General features: G+C 71.1%; 2 pseudogenes. One reads left to right on the plus strand and one right to left on the minus strand.

The annotated features are described in order from the left end of the window. Positions 1 to 115 (minus strand): annotated as a pseudogene (locus A5714_RS25555) (APA family fibronectin-binding glycoprotein); the annotation flags it as partial. Between the two features lies 1 nt (position 116). Here A5714_RS25555 and A5714_RS18845 point away from each other — a divergent pair. Beyond that, positions 117 to 570: pseudogene (locus A5714_RS18845) on the plus strand (APA family fibronectin-binding glycoprotein); the annotation flags it as partial.

Here is a 570-nt window from a genome sequence, read left to right on the forward strand (position 1 = left end):
CGGCCCCGGTGCTCGACGTGCTGGCCGGCCCGACGACGCCGGTCCAGATCTGGCCGTTGGGCTTCGAGGCGTCGCTGAACTTCACCTCGTAGTACGACGCGCTGCCGCTGCCCCCGCCGCCGCCGGACCCGAACGCCGGGCGCATCAACAACGCCGTCGGGGGCTTCAGCTATGTCCTTCCACCCGGCTGGGTCGAGTCGGACGCCTCGCACCTCGACTACGGTTCGGCCCTGCTCAGCAAGACGACCGGCCCGGCGCCCACGCCCGATCAGCCCCCGCCGGTCGCCAACGACACCCGGATCGTGATGGGCCGGCTGGACCAGAAGCTCTACGCCAGCGCCGAGCCGAACAACGCCAAGGCCGCGGTGCGGCTCGGCTCGGACATGGGTGAGTTCTTCATGCCGTATCCGGGCACCCGGATCAACCAGGACGCCACCCCGCTCACCGGCGCCAACGGGATCAGCGGCAGCGCGTCGTACTACGAGGTGAAGTTCAGCGACGCCTCGAAGCCCAACGGCCAGATCTGGACCGGCGTCGTCGGGCCGGCCAGCACGTCGAGCACCGGGGCCG

This window comes from Mycobacterium sp. E2462 (genome assembly GCF_001672685.1).
GTDB lineage: Bacteria > Actinomycetota > Actinomycetes > Mycobacteriales > Mycobacteriaceae > Mycobacterium.